At 38.7% G+C, this 20,820-nt stretch carries 15 protein-coding genes; 13 read left to right on the plus strand and 2 right to left on the minus strand.

Translation table 11 applies throughout. The annotated features are described in order from the left end of the window. Nucleotides 1–4: 4 nt before the first annotated feature. The 7 genes from AB657_RS14360 (at nt 5) to AB657_RS14390 (ending at nt 11,407) form a co-directional block, all read left to right on the plus strand. On the plus strand, nt 5–1,894 hold the full coding sequence (locus AB657_RS14360) for a DUF4270 family protein (protein ID WP_047247124.1): 1,890 nt from the start codon (nt 5–7) through the stop codon (nt 1,892–1,894). 148 nt (nt 1,895–2,042) lie between these two features. After that, on the plus strand, nt 2,043–3,887 hold the full coding sequence (gene glmS / locus AB657_RS14365; protein ID WP_047247125.1) for a glutamine--fructose-6-phosphate transaminase (isomerizing): 1,845 nt from the start codon (nt 2,043–2,045) through the stop codon (nt 3,885–3,887). A 200-nt stretch (nt 3,888–4,087) separates the two neighbouring features. Next, complete coding sequence (locus AB657_RS14370; RefSeq protein WP_047247126.1) at nt 4,088–6,871, plus strand: TonB-dependent receptor; 2,784 nt, start codon at nt 4,088–4,090, stop codon at nt 6,869–6,871. A gap of 24 nt (nt 6,872–6,895) precedes the next feature. Further along, nucleotides 6,896–8,536 carry an SGNH/GDSL hydrolase family protein gene (locus tag AB657_RS14375; RefSeq protein ID WP_047247127.1) on the plus strand — a complete coding sequence of 547 codons (1,641 nt, stop codon included), beginning with the start codon at nt 6,896–6,898 and terminating at the stop codon, nt 8,534–8,536. Between the two features lie 168 nt (nt 8,537–8,704). After that, nucleotides 8,705–10,213, plus strand: coding sequence for a F0F1 ATP synthase subunit beta (atpD, locus tag AB657_RS14380; RefSeq protein ID WP_047247128.1), 1,509 nt, complete (start codon nt 8,705–8,707; stop codon nt 10,211–10,213). 51 nt (nt 10,214–10,264) lie between these two features. Continuing rightward, nucleotides 10,265–10,543 carry a F0F1 ATP synthase subunit epsilon gene (locus tag AB657_RS14385; protein WP_047247129.1) on the plus strand — a complete coding sequence of 93 codons (279 nt, stop codon included), beginning with the start codon at nt 10,265–10,267 and terminating at the stop codon, nt 10,541–10,543. 171 nt (nt 10,544–10,714) lie between these two features. After that, entirely contained in the window at nt 10,715–11,407 is a 693-nt protein-coding gene (locus AB657_RS14390) for a hypothetical protein (RefSeq protein WP_047247130.1), read from the plus strand. A 14-nt stretch (nt 11,408–11,421) separates the two neighbouring features. Here the strand turns inward: AB657_RS14390 and AB657_RS14395 are convergent, their stop codons facing one another. Beyond that, nucleotides 11,422–13,221, minus strand: coding sequence for a M61 family metallopeptidase (locus AB657_RS14395; RefSeq protein ID WP_047247131.1), 1,800 nt, complete (start codon nt 13,219–13,221; stop codon nt 11,422–11,424). A gap of 194 nt (nt 13,222–13,415) precedes the next feature. On the opposite strand from AB657_RS14395, the gene AB657_RS14400 reads away from it, so the two are divergent. From AB657_RS14400 to bioD, 3 genes are read left to right on the plus strand one after another with little or no spacing between them, the layout of a single operon-like run. Continuing rightward, nucleotides 13,416–14,576, plus strand: coding sequence for an aminotransferase class I/II-fold pyridoxal phosphate-dependent enzyme (locus AB657_RS14400; RefSeq protein ID WP_047248016.1), 1,161 nt, complete (start codon nt 13,416–13,418; stop codon nt 14,574–14,576). A 4-nt stretch (nt 14,577–14,580) separates the two neighbouring features. Then, nucleotides 14,581–14,967: a putative signal transducing protein gene (locus AB657_RS14405; RefSeq protein WP_047247132.1), complete on the plus strand. Its 387-nt coding sequence runs from the start codon at nt 14,581–14,583 to the stop codon at nt 14,965–14,967. Then, a complete protein-coding gene (bioD, locus tag AB657_RS14410; RefSeq protein ID WP_047247133.1) occupies nt 14,967–15,584 on the plus strand; it encodes a dethiobiotin synthase in 618 nt (205 codons plus the stop codon). The genes AB657_RS14405 and bioD overlap by 1 nt, the downstream gene beginning before the upstream one ends. Here the strand turns inward: bioD and AB657_RS14415 are convergent. Beyond that, nucleotides 15,579–17,000, minus strand: coding sequence for an ArnT family glycosyltransferase (locus AB657_RS14415; RefSeq protein ID WP_232304891.1), 1,422 nt, complete (start codon nt 16,998–17,000; stop codon nt 15,579–15,581). The genes bioD and AB657_RS14415 overlap by 6 nt on opposite strands. 122 nt (nt 17,001–17,122) lie before the next feature. On the opposite strand from AB657_RS14415, the gene bioA reads away from it, so the two are divergent. From bioA to bioB, 3 genes are all read left to right on the plus strand, one after another. Next, entirely contained in the window at nt 17,123–18,397 is a 1,275-nt protein-coding gene (gene bioA / locus AB657_RS14420) for an adenosylmethionine--8-amino-7-oxononanoate transaminase (RefSeq protein ID WP_047247135.1), read from the plus strand. Between the two features lie 8 nt (nt 18,398–18,405). Continuing rightward, entirely contained in the window at nt 18,406–19,581 is a 1,176-nt protein-coding gene (locus AB657_RS14425) for a beta-ketoacyl synthase N-terminal-like domain-containing protein (RefSeq protein WP_047248017.1), read from the plus strand. A 144-nt stretch (nt 19,582–19,725) separates the two neighbouring features. Further along, entirely contained in the window at nt 19,726–20,820 is a 1,095-nt protein-coding gene (gene bioB, locus AB657_RS14430) for a biotin synthase BioB (protein WP_047247136.1), read from the plus strand.

A 20,820-nucleotide genomic window follows, 5' to 3' on the forward strand; every position in this document is an offset into this window, starting at 1 on the left:
CTGAATGAGTATTTGTAAAAAAGGCGCTTTTCCCACGGTATTGGGTTTGGTTTTTATGTTTGTTTTTTTTTCTTCTTGTGAAGAGGATTTAACCACGGTCGGTTCCGGTGTCGTAAAGGGAAATACTTTTAGCACTGGAAAAAAAGTGTACGATGTGTATGCTTATAATAAGAACATTGAAGCTGTTAGAACCAATAAACTACCTGTTTACCAGTTGGGTACTTTTAATGATCCGGTATACGGAAAAACAGAGGCTTCAATTACCTCGCAGATAAGATTGTCTACGGCAAACCCTACTTTTGGGGCATTAAGACAAAGTGTGGAAGATGGGGCCGACACCGATGACAGTGAAAGTACCATAGAAGAGAATGAAACCGTTAAAGAGGTCTACCTCTATATTCCCTATTTGACAGAAAGTGGATCTAGGGATACGGATGCGGATGGAGTTGAAGATAAGTTCGATTCAGATCCTGAAGACCCTACCAACGATAGTGATAACGATGGTGTTGCCAACTATCTGGAAACTGCAGCAGGGACAGATCCTTTAGACTCTAATAGTGTAGATGCGGATGGAGATGGTATAAACGATACGGATGATGTTACCATTGTAACTAACAACTTTGCTAAGCAGGTAGATTTGGATAGTATTTATGTAAACGGAAAAAATTACGATGAACTTGGAGGAGAGGCTCCGGCCTTTAAACTTAAAGTGGAGCGTTCTACTTACTACCTAAGAGATTTAGATCCAAACACCAATTTTCAAGAATCTCAACAATATTTTTCTTCGCAGGAATTTTCCCCGTCGTTTGTTTCTGATGTCCTATTCGATTCTGAGGTAGATGGAAATATTACCATAGATAATAAAGAAATTTTGATTCCGAACGAAGACAACGATACAACAGAGGATGTGGATGAGTCTTTGACCTTTACCAAGTTGAGTCCGGGAATAAGGATCCCTTTGAACAAAGAGTTCTTTCAACAGAATATTTTGGACAAGGAGGGAAGTTCTGAGCTTTTGAGCCAAGCTAATTTTATAGAATTTATACGTGGTATCCATTTGTCATTGGAATCGGTGAGTAGTGAAGATATAATGGTTCTTCTTGATTTGACGCAGGCAAATATTACAATTTCGTATACCTATCAATCCTACAATACTACAGATAGCGAAATAGAAGAGAAAGAAGGAGAGTTTGTTTTGAACTTGTTAACAGGTTCCAGTACAACAGGTTATACCGGAAATGCCGTAAATACTTTTATTAATGAAGCTTATCCGGCAAATATTGCACAATCTTTGGACAATGGCGAGGATGCTTCGCGAATTTATCTCAAAGGAGGTGCTGGTATTACGGCCAATATAAATCTTTTTGAACCTGATAACGGAGAAGATATAATAGAGCAAATAAGGGCCGAAAACTGGATCATCAATGAAGCTGAGTTGGTGTTTTATATTGATCGTGATTATCCTGGTATGTCTGAAGGTGCTGCCGAGCCACCTAGACTGTACCTTTACAATGCTGAGACAAATGAACAGCTGTTCAATGTGAATACCGAGCAAAGCTCTGCCGATAACCTATACGGCTTGTTTTTAAATTACGGGGGTGTTATAGAAAAAGAATCCGACAAGGGCGTTAAGTATACCGTTAGAATTACGGAACATTTAAATAATATGATCGTTAGGGATTCTGTCAACAGTACTTTAGGATTGACGTTGACTTCTGATATTCAGAATATAAGTGTAGCAAATGCTTTGTTGACCGAAGGGGAAAAAGATATTCCTACGGCCTCTACCATTACTCCTCTTGGTACTGTTTTATATGGGAGTAATATTCCTGAGGGAGACCCCAATTATGATAAAAGATTAAGGTTGGAGATCAGTTATACCAAAACCGACTAATTTAGATCAGATTGTAATATCAAATTCTTACCGTTTATACAATTCAAGGATTTTATACGTTCTACATCCAAAGAAGTGTATAGTTATTGGATATTAGACTATTTTTACACTTTAATTATTAATATAATACCCTAAATAACAATATAATATGTGTGGAATTGTAGGTTACATTGGTCATAGAGACGCTTTTCCTATTATAATAAAAGGATTACAACGCTTGGAGTATCGTGGATACGATAGTGCCGGTATTGCTTTGTTTGATGGAACAAGCATTAATTTAGCCAAGACCAAGGGTAAGGTGGAAGATTTAAAAAATAAGGCCAAGAATATATCTCAAGAAGGTAAAATCGGAATAGGGCATACAAGATGGGCTACGCATGGTATACCTAATGATGTGAATTCTCATCCGCACTACTCCAACTCCGGAGATTTGGTTATTATACATAATGGGATCATTGAAAATTATGAGTCCATTAAGAAAGAATTGATAAAAAGGGGGTATACGTTTACTTCTGATACCGATACCGAAGTGTTGGTAAACCTTATTGAAGAGGTCAAAAAGACCGAAGATGTAAAGTTGGGGCAAGCGGTTCAAATAGCTTTGAATCAGGTTGTAGGGGCGTATGCTATAGCGGTTTTCGATAGAAATAAACCAGATGAGATAGTGGTTGCCAAATTGGGGAGTCCCTTGGCGATCGGAATAGGGGAAAATGAGTTTTTTATAGCCTCCGATGCATCACCTTTTATAGAATTTACCAATAATGCCGTGTACCTCGAAGATGAAGAAATGGCCATTGTTAGACTAGGTAAAGAGATAAAATTAAGAAAAATAAAGAACGATGCCGTTGCATATCCAAGAATCATGGAATTGCAAATGAATCTTGAGGAGATAGAAAAAGGAGGGTACGACCACTTTATGTTAAAGGAAATATATGAGCAACCTAGGGCAATTAAAGACACATACAGGGGGAGACTTTTGGCAGAGCAGGGCTTGATCCGCATGGCTGGGATCGATCAGAATTTAGAAAAATTCATGAATGCCAATAGAATTATTATAGTTGCCTGTGGAACTTCTTGGCATGCCGGTCTTGTCGCGGAATATATTTTTGAAGACCTGGCCAGAATACCTGTAGAGGTAGAATATGCTTCTGAGTTTAGATATAGAAACCCGGTAATAACCGATAAAGATGTTTTAATAGCCATTTCGCAATCTGGAGAAACGGCCGATACATTGGCAGCAATTAAACTGGCCAAAGAGAAAGGAGCTTTTGTATTCGGTGTTTGTAATGTGGTAGGTTCTTCAATAGCAAGAGAATCGCATGCAGGTGCGTACACGCATGCCGGTCCTGAAATTGGGGTCGCATCTACCAAGGCCTTTACTACACAAATTACTGTATTGACTTTGTTGGCGTTAAAATTGGCAAAAGAGAAAGGTACTTTTTCACAAACCCAATTCCATGAGTTTTTAACTGAATTGGAAACTATTCCGAGTAAAGTGGAAAAGGCTTTGGAATCAAATCCGTTAATTGAGATTATTTCCGATGTATATAAGGAATCTACAAATTGCTTGTATTTAGGAAGAGGGTATAACTTTCCTGTGGCATTGGAAGGAGCTTTAAAATTAAAAGAGATCAGTTATATCCATGCCGAGGGGTACCCGGCAGCTGAGATGAAGCATGGTCCAATTGCCTTGATCGACGATCAGATGCCTGTTTTCGTGATTGCTACCAAAAAAGGACATTATGAGAAAGTGGTAAGTAACATCCAAGAGATTAAATCTAGAAAAGGAAAGATTATCGCAATTGTGACAGAAGGAGATGAACAAGTGACCGAATTGGCGGATCATGTTATAGAGGTTCCTGAGACCTTAGAGAGTTTAACACCTTTGTTAACTACAATTCCACTTCAATTATTATCGTACCATATTGCAGTAATGAGGGGTTGTAATGTAGACCAGCCCAGAAACCTTGCAAAATCGGTTACTGTGGAATAAAGTTAAGATGAAGTTAAATAAACAAAGGGATGTCTTTTAAGGCATCCCTTTTTTTGTTGATTAGTTTTGAGGATATAGTTGTTTTTGTTGGTTATTATTGCCATAATAATACTATGCATGCATAATTTTTTTCAAATTACTATTTTTGAACAAAAATTATCTGTAACTTGAGACCAAACAAACTTTAACTTAAATTTAGAATGAGAGCATTATTATTGATAACATTGATTTTGTTCGGGACCGCAGGTTTTTCTCAAACTACGATTAATGGGCATGTTGTTGACCAGAACAACGAACCCATTCCCGGAGCAAATATTGTAATTGTAGGTAAGGCAATAGGCACAACTACAGATTTTGATGGTAATTTTGTGTTGCAAACATCTGAAGAGCCCCCTTTTCAGTTGAGCATTACCAGTATTGGTTATACGGATGGTCTAGAAAACATTACATCCAATAACCAGACTATTACCGTAGTGTTGGCCGAGTCCGAGACCTTTTTGGATGAAGTTGTCATATCGGCTTCAAGAACACCCGAAAGAATTTTTGAATCACCGGTTACGGTAGAAAGAGTTGGTCTTTCGGATATTAAGAACACGGCTTCTGCCGATTTTTATGGTGGACTGGAAAATTTAAAAGGAGTAGATGTAAACACGAACAGTTTAACATTTAAATCGGTAAATACCAGAGGTTTTGCAACCTTCGCCAATACCAGGTTTATGCAATTGGTAGACGGAATGGATAATTCTACTCCTGCTTTGAACTTTCCAATAGGAAATTTGGTAGGTTTGGTGGAACCAGATGTGCTTAGTGTAGAATTATTGCCAGGGGCATCCTCCGCATTGTATGGTGCAAATGCCTTTAATGGTATTTTATTTATGCGCAGTAAAAATCCGTTCGATTATCAGGGTATAAGCGTATCGGTAAAACAAGGGGTTACTTCTCAAGAAGCCGCGGGTACCAATTCCTATACAGATATCGGTATAAGGACGGCACATAAGTTCAATGATAAATTCGCTATAAAATGGAACTTTGGCTATTTAGATGGTACCGATTGGGCCGCTACCAGTGAAGTAGATAAATTTGATCCAACCCGAACTAGGGCAGATTTGGACTATAATGGTATTAACGTATATGGAGACGAAGTGGTCACCAATATTAAGGATGTAGCCCTTACTTTAGAAGGCTTAGGGATATTGCCAGCGGGTGCAAATGCTTTGGTGCCATCTGTTAATGTTAGTAGAACCGGTTATAACGAAAGGGATCTTACCAACTATACGGCAAGGAGTATTAAATCTGATTGGGGTCTTTATTATAGACCTATAGAAGGTAGTAACCTAGAATTTTCATATGTAGGTAAGATAGGTACCGGAAATACGATTTATCAGGGGACCAATCGATATAACATAGCCAACTTTTTTCAAGAACAGCATAAGTTGGAGATTAGGGACGACAACTTTTTTGTAAGAGGATATTTAGTTGCCGATAAAGCGGGTGACTCATATGATATGGTGTTTACCGGAATAAATATCAATAGAGCTTGGAAAGATGATAGCACTTGGTTTGGTGAGTATACCGGAACCTATGTACAGGCGACATTGGCCGGGGCTACTGATGAAGAGGCACATGCTGCAGCAAGGGCACAAGCAGAATCAGGTAGGTATGAACCAGGGTCGCCAGAATTTAAATCTGCTTTTGAGCGTGTAATAAAAAATCCAGACCTTTCTGAAGGCTCGCAATTTAGGGATGCCTCCAAGTATTATCATGCAGATGCCAATTATAATTTCAGCAAATTGATAGATTGGGCAGAAATACAGGTGGGAGGCTCTTACAGAAAATATAAATTAAATTCATTTGGTACTATATACACCGATTTTGATAGTGCTATCGATTATTCGGAATATGGCTTGTATACACAGGTGCAAAAGAAAATAGACCTAAAAGGAGACCAAAGTCTTAAACTTACGGGGTCAATACGATATGACAAGCAAGATTTTTTTGATGGTTTCTTTTCTCCAAGAGTGTCTGCAGGTTATACCATTAACAGAGATCATAATATAAGGGCTTCCGTACAAACAGGTTTTAGAAACCCTACCACACAAGACTTGTTTATTGGATTGGATGCAGGTAGTGCAATTTTGGTTGGTGCAGCACCGGATAATTTGGATCGTTACTCCAGAGAGTATACTGTGAGTGGTGGTGGCCAGTTATTGGGGCAGCCAGAAAGCATTACACAAACAGGTAGGGCAGCTTACACCAATTCATATTCGGCAGAATCAGTACTACGTTTTGCCGAAACAGAAAATCCTGCAGATCTAGAGATAGGAAATCCTGGTTTGGTAGAGCCGGAACAGGTTACTTCTGTTGAAATAGGATATCGCGGTAAGGTAGATAAGTTGGTCATAGATTTTAGTACTTACTATAATATGTATGATGGCTTTCAATCACCTGAAAATGTAGTGGCACCATTATATGGAACGGTAGGTGACGGGTCTCTTTCATTGGCGGCCATAGCCAATGGTGATTATAAAGTCTATCAGGCCTATACAAATTCTGATGCGGACATAAATTCTTATGGAGCTTCTATTGGGTTAAGGGCTAAAGTGTTGGGCAATTTTGATTTAGGAGGTAGCTATACGTTTACAAAATTGGATTTTGACAGAGCCGCGAATCCAGATTTTCAAGTGCAGTTCAATACTCCAGAACATCAGTTTAAAGCATCTTTTGGAAATGAGGAACTTTTTAAAAATTTCGGCTTCAATATAAATTATAGATTTAGTGATGATTATTATTGGGAGGCTACCTTTGGTAATGGCGTAATTCCAGAGTTTCACGTTGTAGATGCCCAAATTAACTATTCTGTGCCGAGTATTAAATCTACCTTTAAAATTGGAGGCAGCAATTTATTGGGAGAGGAGTACTATACTGCATTCGGTACTGGGTTTATTGGGTCGATGTACTATTTATCATGGACCATAAATAACTAATTTAAAATTTAATCTAGCTTTAAAATGAAAAAAATAAAATATATAGTTCTCTTTTTTGCAGCGTTCTGTTTTTTTGCCTGTAACGATGAAGAGGATGTAGATCTTGCCGAAGAGGTTATAGTGGAGGAACTTCCAGAGTTAACAGCAGGTTCCGCTGATTTTTCTACCTATGTTTCCATAGGAAATTCATTGACCGCGGGGTATACCGACGGTGCTTTGTTTCAAGCCGGTCAAATAAACTCTTTGCCCAATATGCTGTCGCAGAAATTTGCGTTGGCAGGAGGTGGTAATTTTACACAACCACTTACGAACGACAATCTTGGTGGACTTGCAGTTGCGGGCGATAGAATACCGGGTTTTGACCCGAGGCTTGTATTTGGCGGGTCTGCTCCGGTGTCTTTAGAGTCTGTTGTAGGACCTGTCACCGTAACTACCGATATTGCTTTAAACAATCCTACGGGGCCTTTTAATAACCTTGGGGTGCCTGGGGCAAAAAGTTTTCATTTGTTGGCTCCGGGATATGGAAATCTTGCAAACCTAAGTTTGGGACTTGCAAATCCGTATTTCGTTAGAATGACCGGTACAACACCGGATATAAGTGTTTTGGAATCGGCCATGGCGCAATCTCCAACATTCTTTACATTGTGGATCGGTAATAATGATGTTTTAGGGTATGCATTGTCGGGAGGGGATGGTTCAGATCCGATCACCCCGGTTTCAGGTGCTCCGGGGGTTGGGTTCGATGGTACATATGGAGCATTGATCGCAACACTTACCAGTGGTGGAGCAAAAGGAGTGGTCGCCAATATTCCGAATGTAACCAGTATTCCTCATTTTACTACAGTTCCCCATAATCCATTGGACCCGACCAACGAGTCTTTCGGACCTTTAATTCCCACGTTAAATGGAATATTTGGGCAATTAAATCAAGTGTATGACTTTTTGGGAGCCCCTGAACGAAAAATCGAATTTTCTGAAACTGAGGCCAGTGAAGTGGTTATATGGGATGAAACCTTAACGGATTTATCCGCTCAAATAACTGGAGTCTTAAATGCTAGCCCCACTTTTCCCGCATTTGTTCAAACATTTGGGTTGCCTGCCGAAGCAGCTCCTTTAGTAGCAACTTTATTAGGTAATACATACGGACAAACGAGAGAGGCAACAGAAGATGATTTATTTGTATTGTCCAGCTCATCGGTAATAGGTACGGTAAATACCTCATCTGTAGTGGCTTTAATGGAGCAAGGGTTGTCACAAGAATTGGCAGGTCAGTTTTCTGTAGAAGGTATTACCTTGCCCTTGGCCGATAAATGGGTGCTTATTCCGAGTGAGCAAGAGGAAATAGCCAATGCAACGGCTAGTTTTAATTCGATCATAGCCTCTACTGCCAGTCAGGCTGGTTTGGCTTTGGTTGATGCCAATGCCTTAATGGATCAATTGGCCAATGGAGGTATAACAAGTGAAGAGTTTACATTGACCGCCAGTCTTGTAACTGGAGGCGCTTTTTCTTTGGATGGCGTTCACCCTACCGCAAGAGGATACGCTCTTATTGCAAACGAATTTATGAAGACAATAGATGCGACCTATGGCTCTAATTTTGAGGCATCTGGAAATTTTGTAAATGTTGGGGACTATCCTACAAACTATTCTCCTACATTACAATAAAAACCATAATATGGAAAAAATAAAAAAGGTGCATTCTGTGCATCTTTTTTGTTTTTTAAAAAACCCTAAAAAACAATTTTTGTTTAAAATGGAAAGGTATATCTTTGCAGCCTGAAAATCAGAGCATTTTTTAAGATATTTTAAAAGTAATATATAAACAAAATAGTAATGTCAAAAGTTACAGGTAAAGTTTCGCAAATCATTGGACCAGTGGTTGATGTAGAATTTCAGTCAGGAGATAGTCTTCCAAAAATCTATGACTCATTGGAAATAACCAATAAGGATCAATCAAAATTGGTTTTGGAAGTACAATCACATGTTGGTGAAAACACTGTTCGAACCATTTCTATGGATTCGACCGATGGATTGAGTAGGGGTACCGAGGTAGTTGCTACCGGTGCTGCAATACAAATGCCTGTAGGTGATGATGTATATGGTCGTCTTTTTAATGTAATCGGTGATGCTATCGATGGTCTTGGTAATTTACCAAAGGCAGGTAAAGATGGTTTGCCTATTCACAGAGAAGCTCCAAAATTCGAAGATTTATCCACTTCTACCGAAGTACTTTTTACAGGTATTAAGGTTATAGATTTGATAGAGCCTTATGCAAAAGGAGGTAAGATTGGATTATTTGGTGGTGCCGGTGTTGGTAAAACCGTATTGATACAGGAGCTGATCAATAACATAGCCAAGGGTCATGGTGGTCTTTCGGTATTTGCCGGTGTTGGAGAAAGAACTCGTGAAGGAAACGATTTGCTTCGCGAAATGTTGGAATCTGGTATTATTAAATACGGTGACGATTTCATCCATTCTATGGAAGAAGGCGGATGGGACTTGTCAAAAGTAGATAAAGAAGCTATGAAAGATTCAAAAGCGACATTCGTTTTTGGACAAATGAACGAACCACCGGGAGCACGTGCACGTGTGGCGCTTTCAGGATTGACTATTGCGGAGTATTTCCGTGACGGTGCCGGCGAAGGTCAAGGTAAAGACGTACTATTTTTCGTAGATAATATATTCCGTTTTACACAGGCAGGTTCTGAGGTATCCGCATTATTGGGCCGTATGCCTTCTGCGGTTGGTTATCAACCTACCTTGGCGACAGAGATGGGAGCTATGCAAGAACGTATTACCTCTACAAAAAGAGGTTCTATTACTTCTGTACAGGCAGTATATGTACCTGCGGATGATTTAACGGATCCAGCGCCAGCGACAACATTTGCCCACTTGGATGCAACTACAGTACTTTCACGTAAGATCGCAGAGTTGGGTATATATCCAGCGGTGGACCCATTAGATTCTACTTCTAGGATCTTGACCCCTGAAATTTTGGGCGAGGATCACTATGCTTGTGCACAGCGTGTAAAAGAGTTGTTACAACGTTATAAGGAGTTACAGGATATTATCGCCATTTTGGGTATGGAAGAATTATCGGAAGAAGATAAATTGGCGGTTGGTAGAGCAAGACGTGTACAACGTTTCTTATCTCAACCTTTCCACGTTGCAGAGCAATTTACCGGTATTCCCGGTGTATTGGTAGATATTAAGGAAACTATTAAAGGATTCAATATGATTATGGACGGTGAGTTAGATCACTTGCCAGAATCTGCTTTTAACCTTAAAGGTACTATCGAAGAAGCTATCGAGGCTGGAGAGAAAATGTTGGCTGAAGCATAATTTTAGTGCAAAGTGCTATAAACTTTATACTAACTACTTAATACTAAAAAAATGTATTTAGAAATTGTATCGCCTGAGGCTACTTTATTTTCTGGAGAAGTAACATCTGTCACTGTACCTGGTATCAATGGTGAGTTTCAAATGTTACATAATCACGCACCTATTGTTTCTTTGCTGCAAGAGGGCAAGGTGAAAGTGGAAGGCAATATTGCAATAGATGAGGATTATGCTTCTAAATTCACTAAAGATCAAAGTGGGAACACCGTATTGGAGATTTCTAGTGGTACGGTAGAACTTAAGGATAACAAAGTAATCGTATTGGCAGATTAGTCAATATTAGAAATATTAGAAAAAGCCGCATTTTTACAGTGCGGCTTTTTTTATTGCCGGTAGTTGAATATGATATTAAGAGCCTAATCAAAAGAAATAAATAGGCTAAAGATGTTATTTTGATATTGAGGTGTTTTTTGTTTATTTTATTGAGCGTTTAATTATTTTGATATGAAGAAGGTTGTTTTTTTAGTTTTTATTTTAGGTTGTTCATTTATGGTAATGTCTCAGGGAGATAACGATAGTCCTGCTCTTATGAATGGTTATGAAGGTAATTTACGACTTATTCACAGAGTTAAAGAAGCTTCCCTTGAAGCGGACGGGTCCCCTTATATAAACGATAAATTTAGACCTGCAATAATCTATCCGGATAATAAAACTTTTTTGGTTAGGTATAACGCCAAAGATGATGAAATAGAAGTTCAATTAAAGAAAGATGAGTTTTTATCATTGGATAATCGACATGTCGATTATAGGGTTGTTATAAAAGAAATAGGAACTACATATCAGACAGTATATTCTGAAGGTGTTAAAATGCCAGGTTATTATGTAGAAGTGGTAAATGGAAATAACGTATCCGTGTTTAAGAAACAGATTAAGAAATTTGTTGAAGGAAAAAAACCGTCTGAAAATTATGGCCTGTACAAAAAACCATATTTTACAGACCCTGAAAATATTTTCTTTGTTCAGCTTGAACCAAATGGGAAGATTCAGGAACTTCCTAAAAGAAAAAAATCTTTCATAAAACTATTTAAAGAAAACGAAGGTGCTGTTAAAAAATATCTTAGTGATCATAAAATCAATTTATCCAAAGAATCGGACATAAAAAAGGTCATTACATATATAAATACACTTTACAGCTAGTTAAGACATAGTCTTTATAGTTTGTATTTTAACCAATCTTTTCTGTTGTTAAGTTGTTTTTTTGTAGGCATGTCACCATGTTTTTCTTGTAATTCTATTGTATAAGTTGGGTCGGGCAGTAACTTGACTTCAGTGGTCTTTGTGTTTTCGAAGCGTTCAAAATTAACCGAAATTACATCGTTTGGTTTAAATTGGGATAAAAACTCATTGAATTGAATATCCTTAGGAAAGTCTTGGCCGTTTATGGAGGTAATCACGTCTCCTTTGTCTAACCCTGCAATATAGGCGGGTGTGCCTTTTTTAGGGTTCGATTGTATTTTTCCGTGACCATCACCGTCCAAAGACACGCTTACTCCAACATAAGGAGCTTCTAAGTTTTGTTTCAACGTGACCCCCACAGAATTTAACAATTCATTGTAGTTGGGCATTTCACTTTTATAAATATAGTTATTGAAAAAAGTATTGGCAAAGTCATCGCCCGCATATTCGGATAGTGTTTGCTGAAGATTTTCTATGATGTAAGATTTTTCGGTTTTACCATATTTTTTCCAGACCAACTTCATATAGTCATCTAGGTTAAGGTCTTTTTTTCTTAGGGATAGGTCCAAGGCCAACCCTAGTACACTACCATAGGAATAATAGGAAATAAATGTGTTTTCCCTATTCACAGGGTCTACTGAGGTGGCCGCATCTACAAAGGGAGCTTGGTAGCTCATTTCTATTGGGTTAAAAAACTGACGGGCAGGGGAGTTCCAAACATAATTGAACGTACCCGTGAGTCCTTCAATATACTCTTGGGGCGAAATTAAACCGGCCCTACATAGAATCAAGTTTGTGTAGTAACTCGTGAAACCTTCTGCAAACCATAAGGCACCGCTCATATTCGCTTTTTCAAAGTTGAAAGGTTCCAATGATTTTGGGCGTATACGCTCTACGTTCCACGCATGAAAAAACTCATGGGATACAGTACCTATGTTACGTTCCATTCCTCCTTTTGCCAGACTTCGTGTACTGGTTAGTATGGTAGAGTTTCTATGTTCCATACCATCACCCGATGCATTGGGCATGTAACAGGCTAAAAAGGTGTATTTGTTATAATCGAACTTGGGTAGTTCTCCATAAACCTCTTTCTCGGCCAAAACTACTTTTTTTACCTTTTCAAAATAGGTGTCTGCCTCTTCTTCGGTACCTGGATCATGTAGTACTAGTTGAATTGTTTGTCCGTTTACCTGAAACTCTCGTAGCTTAAAAGCACTGATTTCTGTTGGGCTATCCATAAAATAATACAGGTTGGGCGCTGTGTAAGTAGTGCCAGAAACCAAAGGCAATTGAGTAGCTACCTTCCAGTTTAAATCTTTTCGGACCTTAAAATCCACCATTATTTTTCTATCGCTTAAAGAAGGGGCGTATAAGAAAGTTGCCGGAATATTTAAATGGGCATGGGTTTCATCTATTTGAGAATATGTGCCTCCACCACGATTGGCAAACAAGGTATATTCTATATTAATGGTTCCGTCATGGCCTGTTATCTGCCATTGATAAGGGTCTGGGCGCAATACTTTTAGTCTTTTGCCTTTACTGTCCGTTGCAGTTAAGCCGTATACATTTTTAGCAAATTCGTGCAAGGCGTACCTTCCCGGAGAGGTTCTGCTCATACGAACGGACAATGTGTCTGATGTAACATTCGGAAAGCTTACTTTAATGTTTGCTTCATGATGAACAGCGTTCTCAAACGAAATAACATATGAGTTGGTCTGTGCCTTGGCAATAAAAGAACAAAAAAATAGGACTATTAAGTATTGGTAAGCCTTCATGCAAAAAAATTATTTAATTAGTAATTAAATATATGGATTTCAAACAAAGATATTTTGTGCGGCCAGAAAATTAAGTGTTAATTACAATAAATTCTTTTAGAAACTTCACGGCCGAACATTTTTTAAAATACATTTTATATAAAATTGTTGAAATACATTGGATTTATGGATCAATAGAAACTAAATTTGGGAGTATGTCTGATTTTCCCAATAAATTACAGCACAAGCTGGATAAAAGGTATAACGAAAATTCGATTCGCCAGTTGGGGAAATCGACGTCATTGGTCGATTTTTCATCCAATGATTATTTGGGATTTGCAAGAAATGAAGAATTGTTTTCAAAGACCTTTCAACTTCTATTGAGTAAGAATATAGCCCAAAATGGGGCAACGGGATCACGTCTTTTAACAGGTAATTATCCGTTGTTTTCCGAATTGGAACAAATGTTGGCTGAATTTCACAATGTAGAAAATGCTTTGGTGTTCAATTCGGGGTATGATGCCAATATTGGTTTTTTTGGGGCTGTGCCCCAGCGGGGAGATTTTGTTTTTTATGATGAATGGATTCATGCCAGTATCAGGGACGGCTTGCTTATGAGCCATGCGAAAAGTTATAAATTTTTACATAACGATCTTACTGACCTAAAAAAGAAAATAGCAACCATCTTACATTCAAAAACTGACCATGTAGATTCTGAAATATACGTAGTTACAGAATCTGTATTTTCAATGGATGGAGATTCTCCTGATATACATGAATTGGTCCACCTATGTAAAACCAATGGATGGCGTTTGGTAATAGATGAGGCCCATGCCGTTGGGGTATTTGGAAACAAGGGTCAGGGATTGGTCCAAGAATTAGGGTTACAGGAGGATGTTTTTGCAAGGCTTGTTACGTTTGGCAAGGCTATGGGTGTTCACGGGGCCGCAATTTTAGGAGAAAATCGGTTAAAGGATTACTTGGTTAATTTTGCTCGAAGTTTTATTTATTCAACAGCTTTACCTCCTCATGGTAGTGTTAGTATTCTATCGGCCTATAATTTCTTAATGAACGAGGGAAATAGAGAAAGGCAACAATTAAAAGAAAATATTGTTTTTTTTAAGGAAGGGCTTAAAAAGAAAAAACTGGACACGCATTTTATAGAAAGCGATTCGGCCATACAGTGTTGTGTTCTTCCAAATAACGATACGGTAAAATTGGTGTCCGGTAAATTGGCCTTAAAAGGATTTGATGTAAAGGCGATTTTGTCTCCTACGGTCCCAAAAGGTGCCGAAAGATTAAGGTTCTGTATCCATAGTTATAATTCAAAAGAGGAATTAGGGCTCGTTTTACAATTATTATCTGATTATATTTAAAGACATGGCTGAAAAATTTTATCTTCTTGCTTCTTTCGAATATGTGGCCGATGTGCAGATTTTAAAGGGTAAATTGGAGTCTGAGGGTATTCAGGTTTTTCTCAGGGACGAAAACACGCTGAACTCCGACCCTTTGATCAGTAATGCTATTGGAGGGGTAAAGCTACAAGTCTATTCTAAAGACAAGGATAGGGCAATTGAAATATACAATGATGTAAGGGCCTATGCTTTGGACAAAAATAATAATCCTGTTATCTGTCCCAATTGTAAAGCTGCAAAATCTGAAGTATATTATAACGAAAAAGGAATTTTCTATAAACTTTTTCCTTTCTTTGAAAAAAGAAAATACAAGTGCTTAAATTGTGGAATAATCACTAAATCAATTACATAATGCAAAAGATTTTTGTTGCAGGTATCTCAACGGGTGTAGGCAAAACGTTGGCTTCGGCCATAATAACAGAGGCCTTAAAAGCTGACTATTGGAAACCGGTACAATCTGGTGATTTGGATAACACCGATAGTGATACGGTAAGAAACCTTATCTCCAACGATAGAACGGTAATTCATCCGAGCAGTTATGAGTTGAATGCGGCGATGAGTCCACATGCTGCGGCAGATATCGATGGTGTTCTCATAGATCGTTTTCATATAAACGAACCGGCTACTGAAAATCATTTGGTAATTGAAGGAGCCGGTGGTCTCTTGGTGCCTTTGAACAATGAAGATACTATGTTCGATATAATTATGCCCGAGTACAAAGTGGTCGTTGTATCCAAGCATTATTTAGGAAGTATAAACCATACATTACTGACCATAGGATGGCTTCAAAACAAGGGGTATGATGTTTCCGTTCTGTTCAACGGAAATGAAAACAGACATACAGAAAATATTATACTTCATAAAACAGGGGTGTCACTTATAGGTAGGATCGAAGATGAGTCAAGGATAGACAAAGAAGTGGTAGCTAAGTATGCTGGTAAATTTAAGCATATATTAGAGAGTTTATAAACGCTGTAATATTGTAGCGTTTTCAACGTTTGCTGAGACTTTGTAGTGTTTTTTTAAGTAAGCCTCAATATATTCGTTCTCTTCTATTTCTTTTTTATCGAAAATACGCTTGTTCTTTCTGATGACTATCGTTTTTGGTTGTAGCTCTTCCATGATATAACGAAGTTCATCCATTGAATTTTTGCGAGAAGTGTTATAAAAAGGGTATAGTTCGTCTCTATATATATTGCTCGGATGGGTAGCCGCCTTAGATGGTGGAAGTTTATCAAGAGGCCAATATCCGATATGGTATCCTAGAAAAAAAATATTTTTGGTCTCAAGGTTGTTTTCCATAATGTATCTAGGAATACTAAATCCTTCCCCGTTATAAAAAGTACCTTGTTCTAGTTTGTTTTTTATAATGTTAATGTACTCCAAGTAACTTTCTACAGGCGCTAGTAAAAGTAGAAGAAAGAGAGCTTTGGGTATTTTGGGTCTGTATATGGTGATGTAATGCTTTACAAGCAGGACAAAGATAAGGGCTAACATAGGGTATACTTGAATTAAGTAATGTCCGTTGATCCTACCTCCTTTTAAAAAGGATAGCATTACGCCCGTAATTGACAGTACCAATAATAAGGTGGTCTTGTTTTTAAATGAGATAATTTCTTTTTTCCAAGCAAGAAAAATAAGGCTTCCGATCAAGATAAAAGAAGGAGCCAGTTTTGTGATCGAATATCTTCTTGCTTCTATATATTCCAGAGGGGCCATTATTACAGAATTCCACCATAGTAAAGATTCTCCTTTTAAATAATAAGGAAGTATAGTCAGTGAGATAATGATCAATATGCCTAGCAGGTACATAAAAACTTTCCACAAAGAATTTGTTTTTTTGTCTTTCAATAAACTATAACATAAGTACAGCCCCAGTATGAGAGCAGGATAGGCCATGTTTAGCTTTGTCATGAGGCATATGCCCATTAACCCTCCGGCTATTAAAAACCAGTAGCCATTGGTTTTTGTTGCGATTAAATAAAGTGCAGGAATAAAGAAAGCCATACAGATGTGCTCTGACATTACCCCTTGTACGCTGCCAAACAAGCTTAATAACGCAACACATAGCAAAGAAGCCCAAAAGGACACTTTTTTTGTGCTTATACGTAAACCGATCTTATAAGTGAAAAATGCCGTAACGATTACCAATAGAGCCCCAAAGAGACGGATAGCAATAAAGCTTTTTCCGAAAATAGAAATAATTAGGGCAAAGAAAGCGAAAGTTAGAGGGGGTTTTAGGTCCCAAAGTACGCTGTACGGTAGGTTGCCGTCTACCCAAGATTGTCCAAGCAGTATAAAGGTGCTCTCGTCTCTGTCTATATAATCCCTAAAAAAGAAGGGAAGGCGGATGAACAAAGTGACTAAGGATAAAATCAAAAACACACTTGTGTTTTTTAGGGAGGCATAATTTAATAATGGTTTTTGTCTGGCCCTATGATTCATCCGTAAGTTTAACTTTATTCCTCATCTTTGCAAGATAGATAAATTGAGGATTATTAAATTCTATGAAAGAGAAAAATCTGGCCGATAGGGATGAAAAATATCTATGGCACCCATTGACCCAGCACAAAACAGCAGCGTCACGTATAGGAATATCGAAAGCGGAAGGTGCGTTGTTCTGGGATGAGGAAGGTAATTCATATATTGACGGAATCGCCTCTTGGTACACAGCAATGTATGGTCATGGTAACAAACGCATAATATCAGCCATGACAGCACAAATGGAACAATTGGATTTTGTGATATTTAGCGGATTCACCCATGAGCCCGCCGTTAAATTGTCTGAAGAGCTAATACATATCTTGCCCGACAATCAAACTAAAATATTCTTCAACGATAATGGGTCTACTGCCGTTGAAGCGGCAATAAAGATTGCACTTCAGTTTTATCACAATAATAATGATGAAAGAGATACCTTAATTGCATTTGAAGGTGGATTTCATGGGGATACTTTTGGGGCGATGAGTGCCTCCGGAATCTCTTCTTACAATGGTCCTTTCGAAGATTTTTTGCTTAAAGTGGAAAGAATACCCACACCGCAAGAAGATAATCTAGATGAGGTGGTTGCGCAATTGAATGCTATTATCGAAAACAATAAATGTGCGGCCTTTGTTTTTGAACCTTTGGTTCAAGGTGCTGCCGGTATGAAATTTCATTCAACCAAAGGGTTGGATGCCCTTATTAAAAAGTGTCAAGAGGCAGATATTCTATGTGTTGCCGATGAGGTCATGACAGGTTTTGGTAAAACGGGAAAAAATTTCGCATCCGATTATTTAGAGAACAAACCAGATATTATTTGTTTAAGTAAAGCACTAACAGCGGGTATGTTTCCTTTGAGCATTACCAGTTGCTCGCAAAAAGTGTACGATGCCTTTTTAAGCGATGATGTTTCAAAGGGTTTTTTTCATTCCCACACATATAGTGCGCATCCTTTGGGGTGTGCCGCAGCTTTGGCAGGTTTACAATTGCTAAATTCCGATGAAATTATAGAAAGAAGAAGGTACATAGCGTTAGCTCATAAAACCTTCAAGAATAAGATTGAGAACCATCCTAAAGTAAAGGAAGTTCGGTCGAAAGGAGTCATTTTGGCAATTGACCTACAGGTGGAAATGGAGCGTTATGGCAATTTACGGAATCAGCTGTATAATTTTTTTCTTGAAAGGGGGGTAATGCTGCGTCCGTTAGGGAGTACCGTATATGTTTTGCCTCCCTATGTTATAAAGGATGAAGAACTACAAAAGATATACAACGTAATAGGAGAACTTTTAGAAAGCTTATAGGTAAGATGATAAATGAAAAAATTTCCATTACCGCCATCTCATCAATTTCACCGTTGGGCGAATCATTGGAGGAATCATGGAATAGCTATCAAAATGAAAATCATTTCTTAAAAGAAGAGGATTTTAGTAATGAGAAAACTTGGGTCGGCAGGTTTAAGAGTAGCTCAATAAAGAACATAGAAGAACTTAGAGGGTCGGATGTTAAATATAAAAAATTGGATAACTCGGTAATCTATGCTTTGTTCGCTTCGCGGAACGCCGTTAGAATGGCAGGTTGGATCCAAGACACCGATCAGAAGGTCAATTTTGGAATAAATATCGGGTCTTCTCGTGGGGCAACGGAATTATTTGAAAAATACCATGCGGAGTTTCTTGAAAAGAATAAGGTTGCTTCATTGGCTTCCCCAACCACTACTTTGGGCAATATTGCCTCTTGGGTAGCGCATGATCTGCAAACAGAGGGTCCGGTGTTCTCGCATTCCATTACTTGTTCTACGGCATTGCATGCCATGTTGAACGGTATCGCCTGGCTAAAAAGTGGAATGGCAAATAAGTTTTTGGTAGGCGGTAGCGAGGCGCCGTTAACACCATTTACCATCGCCCAGATGAAGGCGTTGAAGATTTATAGCAAAGAAACATCCCGTTATCCGTCCATGGCCTTGGATTTAGAAAAAACGAAAAATACAATGGTGCTCGGTGAGGCTGCCTCTATGGCCTGTTTGGAAACGGGAGTAAGTAAAAATTCTTTGGCCCTCGTAAAAGGGGTCGGGTATGCCACGGAAGCTTTAAGGCACAATGTTTCTATCTCTGCCGATGCCGAATGTTTTCAGCAATCCATGAAAATGGCTCTCGGAGATATGGCACCTTCCGAAATAGATGTAATCGTAATGCATGCGCCAGGAACCATTAAAGGGGATCAAACGGAGTTTAATGCCATTAAGAAGGTTTTTAGAGACGAAATACCCTTTTTAACCACTAATAAATGGAAAGTGGGCCATACGTTTGGCTCTTCTGGAATGTTAAGTATAGAAATGGCCGTGTTGATGTTAAACCGTCAAAAAGTGATCAAGGTTCCTTATCTTGAGTATGAAAACATTCCAAAAAAGATAAATACAGTAATGGTAAATGCTGTTGGTTTTGGGGGCAATGCCGTTAGTATTTTACTTTCTAGGCCAAGTACTTAATCTTGTTTTGTAAGGCCGTGATTTAGTGATTTTTTATAAAACGGACTATAAGAGGTGGTTTATGTTTCAGCATTTATAAATTCATTAAGCCCATTTTTTAATTGAATTCAGCTATTTTTGACAACTGGTAATAACCCGATATTTATGAGCGAAGTAAGACACGATTGGACCAAGGAAGAAATTTTAGATATTTATAATAAACCCATGATGGAGCTTCTGTACGAGGCTGCAACGATTCACCGTAAACACCACGACCCCAATACGGTTCAGGTATCTACGTTACTTTCCATTAAAACCGGTGGTTGTCCAGAAGATTGCGGTTATTGTCCACAAGCGGCTCGTTATCATACCGATATTGAAGGAAACGATTTAATGACCGTTTCTCATGTTAAGGCGCAAGCATTGCGGGCCAAGGCATCTGGTAGCTCCAGGGTGTGTATGGGTGCAGCATGGAGAAATGTAAAGGACGGACCTGAATTTGATCAAGTGTTGGAAATGGTCCGTACTATCAACAAACTGGACATGGAGGTCTGTTGTACACTTGGTATGCTAACCGAGAATCAGGCCAAGAGATTGGCCGAGGCCGGTCTGTACGCATACAACCACAATTTGGATACCTCTGAGGATTATTATAAGGATGTTATCTCTACCCGTGCCTTTAAAGATAGGTTGGAGACCATTGACAATGTTAGAAAAAGTAATGTAACCGTTTGTAGTGGTGGTATTATAGGTATGGGGGAAAAGTTGGAAGATAGGGCAGGTATGTTGGTTGCCTTGGCTTCTTTGAACCCACAGCCAGAATCTGTACCGATCAATGCGTTGGTGGCCGTAGAGGGTACGCCTATGGAAGATATAGAGCCTATTCCTATTTGGGATATGATACGTATGGTCGCCACCACCAGAATTGTAATGCCAGAAACCCAAGTGCGTTTATCGGCAGGCCGTACACAAATGAGTAGAGAAGGGCAGGCGATGTGCTTTTTTGCCGGAGCCAACTCAATTTTTGCGGGCGATAAGTTATTAACTACGCCAAACCCGGACGTAAACGAGGATATGGAGATGTTCAAAACTTTGGGGCTAATTCCTCAAAAACCATTTACCAAGGTGTCGCAGCCTAAAACGGTAGAAGCTTCTGAATCGGAATATACGTCTTTGAACGAAAAGCCAAAATGGTCTAGACCAGAGCATAAGATAGAACGTAATGAGCTGGCCAAACAAAAAGCTAAATTGACAGACTAG

Source organism: Maribacter thermophilus, from assembly GCF_001020565.1.
Lineage (GTDB): Bacteria > Bacteroidota > Bacteroidia > Flavobacteriales > Flavobacteriaceae > Maribacter > Maribacter thermophilus.

Excerpts from the sequence above, each read along its gene's own strand:
- AB657_RS14360 (WP_047247124.1), top strand. The coding sequence starts at position 5 with ATGAGTATTTGTAAAAAAGGCGCTTTTCCCACGGTATTGGGTTTGGTT.
- glmS (WP_047247125.1), top strand. The coding sequence starts at position 2,043 with ATGTGTGGAATTGTAGGTTACATTGGTCATAGAGACGCTTTTCCTATT.
- AB657_RS14370 (WP_047247126.1), top strand. The coding sequence starts at position 4,088 with ATGAGAGCATTATTATTGATAACATTGATTTTGTTCGGGACCGCAGGT.
- AB657_RS14375 (WP_047247127.1), top strand. The coding sequence starts at position 6,896 with ATGAAAAAAATAAAATATATAGTTCTCTTTTTTGCAGCGTTCTGTTTT.
- atpD (WP_047247128.1), top strand. The coding sequence starts at position 8,705 with ATGTCAAAAGTTACAGGTAAAGTTTCGCAAATCATTGGACCAGTGGTT.
- AB657_RS14385 (WP_047247129.1), top strand. The coding sequence starts at position 10,265 with ATGTATTTAGAAATTGTATCGCCTGAGGCTACTTTATTTTCTGGAGAA.
- AB657_RS14390 (WP_047247130.1), top strand. The coding sequence starts at position 10,715 with ATGAAGAAGGTTGTTTTTTTAGTTTTTATTTTAGGTTGTTCATTTATG.
- AB657_RS14395 (WP_047247131.1), bottom strand. The coding sequence starts at position 13,221 with ATGAAGGCTTACCAATACTTAATAGTCCTATTTTTTTGTTCTTTTATT.
- AB657_RS14400 (WP_047248016.1), top strand. The coding sequence starts at position 13,416 with ATGTCTGATTTTCCCAATAAATTACAGCACAAGCTGGATAAAAGGTAT.
- AB657_RS14405 (WP_047247132.1), top strand. The coding sequence starts at position 14,581 with ATGGCTGAAAAATTTTATCTTCTTGCTTCTTTCGAATATGTGGCCGAT.
- bioD (WP_047247133.1), top strand. The coding sequence starts at position 14,967 with ATGCAAAAGATTTTTGTTGCAGGTATCTCAACGGGTGTAGGCAAAACG.
- bioA (WP_047247135.1), top strand. The coding sequence starts at position 17,123 with ATGAAAGAGAAAAATCTGGCCGATAGGGATGAAAAATATCTATGGCAC.
- bioB (WP_047247136.1), top strand. The coding sequence starts at position 19,726 with ATGAGCGAAGTAAGACACGATTGGACCAAGGAAGAAATTTTAGATATT.